The following is a 1,998-nucleotide window of genomic DNA, read 5'->3' as shown; positions in this document are numbered from 1 at the left end:
CCTGGTGCGCGGCCTGCGTCGTGCAGCGCTAAAGCGCGGCGTTCGGATCTATGAAAAGTCGCCGATGAAGCGGTTTTCACGACGGGGCAAGCTCACGGTGGAAACGGCGAAAGGAACTGTATCCTGCGGCAAGGTCGTGCTTGCCATGAATGCCTGGTCCGGCGCGATTCCGGAACTGGCCCCTGCGATCTTCAACATCTCCAGCGACGACGCCATGTCACAGCCCATTCCAGACCTTCTCGACAAGATCGGCTACCGCCGGGCGCCGCTGATGATCGATTCCCGCGTCTTCGTTGGCGGTTGGTCTCCGACGCGCGATGGTCGGCTGTCCGTCGGCGTCAGCGGTGGCGTTATTGGCTTCGGCGGCATCGTCGACCAGCGTTTCCATGGCCAGTCGCCCCGTGTCGCCGAAATGCGTCGCGCGCTGCGGGACGGCCACCCGGCGCTCGCCGATTTTCCGCTCGAGACATCATGGAACGGCCCGATCGACCGGACGGTGAGCGGCGTGCCACTTTTCGGCGCTTTGCGCGCCAACCGCGATGTCGTTTACGGCTATGGCTTTTCCGGCAATGGCACGACAATGGCTTATATCGGCGGCGAGATCCTCACCGGCCTGTTGACTGACGGTGAATCGGAACTGACGCATTCGGCGCTGGTTCGTCCGGTAACGCGCGGTTTCCCGCCCGAACCCTTTCGCTTTGTCGGTGCACATTTTGTCCGCGGCGCTGTGCGTCGGCGTGACGATTTCGAACATGCCGGGCGCAAGCTCGATCCGGTGACGAGATGGCTCGCCGGGCTGGCTCCGTCCGGCGTCACTCCCTCCAAAGCCAATCTTCGCGCAAAAAAGGGATGACGATGTCCAAGGCCAAGATTTTCAAGCACAGCGAGTTGACCCTAAAGCCATCGGTCACGCCGACCGGAACGTCTTCGATCGCGCGCGTGATCAATGCCGAGATCAGCCGGACCATGGGCGGCGGCATCGAGTATCTGGAGAACGCCTCGATCGACTGGACCGTGACCTATGACGAGGTGCTGTTCATCCATGAAGGCACGCTGACGATCGAACTGGATGACGGCCGCCACGAATGCCGCCCTGGCGACATCGTCTGGCTGCCCAACGGCACCCACCTCAAATACATCGCCACCGAGCGTACCGGCTATTTTTACTGTCTGTACCCATACGACTGGGCAGCACGGCAAGGGACGGTAGAACCTTGAAGTGGCAGGCATATCATGGATTGGCCCTTCACGGCGCAGTTCCGGGGTAGCGAAACTGCTGTTTTGGCATCTCCGCGCCGACCGGCGCGGCGAAACAGTTCTAGTCACGGAATATGGCCAACCTTTCTCGCCGAAATCTCTGACCGGTGCTATGACCCACTGGTGCGCTCTCGCGGGATTGCCGAAGGGCCTTACGCTGCATGGTCTGCGGAAGTCACTTGGGGTCTATCTCGCCGAAGCGGAGGCATCCACCAGGCAGATGTTGGATGTCTCGGCCATGACGACATTGACCATGCCGAACTCTATTCCCGGGAAGCGTCGCAGGTGCGTTGGCTGTGCAGGGCATGGACCGAGTCGTACGGCTGGTAACGCGCTTGGCGAACCTCGTGGCGAACCTGTCAATAAACCCATTGATAATAATGCCCTTCCCGAGAGATGGGTGACAGTTCATTCTGGATAGATGGGTTACACTTTCGGCCCTTTGCAAGGAGAGCAAGGTGCCTTGGAGGGAGTGTAACGTCATGGAAGAGCGGCTGAAGTTCGTCGCCCGGCTGCTGGACGGCGAGAAGATGGCGATGCTTTGCCGGGAGTTCGATATCTCGCGCAAGACCGGCTACAAGATCCTCACGCGCTACAACGACAGCGGCCTGGAGGGGCTGACGGACCGATCGCGGCGGCCCTATCGCCACGCCAATCAGCTTCCGTTTCAAATCGAGAAGCTGATTGTGCGCCTCAAGCAAGACAAGCCGACATGGGGTGCGCCGAAGATACGCGAGCGGC

At 60.7% G+C, this 1,998-nt stretch carries 3 protein-coding genes and 1 pseudogene; all 4 read left to right on the top strand.

Annotated features, from left to right (window positions below; genetic code table 11):
• The coding region (locus ENZ75_RS30115) for an FAD-binding oxidoreductase (protein ID WP_128278560.1) at window positions 1–853 on the top strand (853 nt) is incomplete at its 5' end.
• Window positions 854–855: 2 nt separating this feature from the next.
• Window positions 856–1,218: an AraC family ligand binding domain-containing protein gene (locus ENZ75_RS30110; RefSeq protein WP_164747152.1), complete on the top strand. Its 363-nt coding sequence runs from the start codon at window positions 856–858 to the stop codon at window positions 1,216–1,218.
• Window positions 1,219–1,300: 82 nt separating this feature from the next.
• Window positions 1,301–1,583, top strand: a pseudogene (locus tag ENZ75_RS30105) (tyrosine-type recombinase/integrase); the annotation flags it as partial.
• Between the two features lie 156 nt (window positions 1,584–1,739).
• On the top strand, window positions 1,740–1,998 hold a 259-nt coding region (locus ENZ75_RS30100), incomplete at its 3' end, for a helix-turn-helix domain-containing protein (RefSeq protein ID WP_164747151.1).

The sequence above is a fragment of the Mesorhizobium sp. M7A.F.Ca.CA.002.04.1.1 genome (assembly GCF_004022805.1).
Classification (GTDB): domain Bacteria; phylum Pseudomonadota; class Alphaproteobacteria; order Rhizobiales; family Rhizobiaceae; genus Mesorhizobium; species Mesorhizobium ciceri.
Note: the sequence above shows the minus strand (reverse complement) of the source record. Positions and strands in the feature narration are given on the sequence as shown.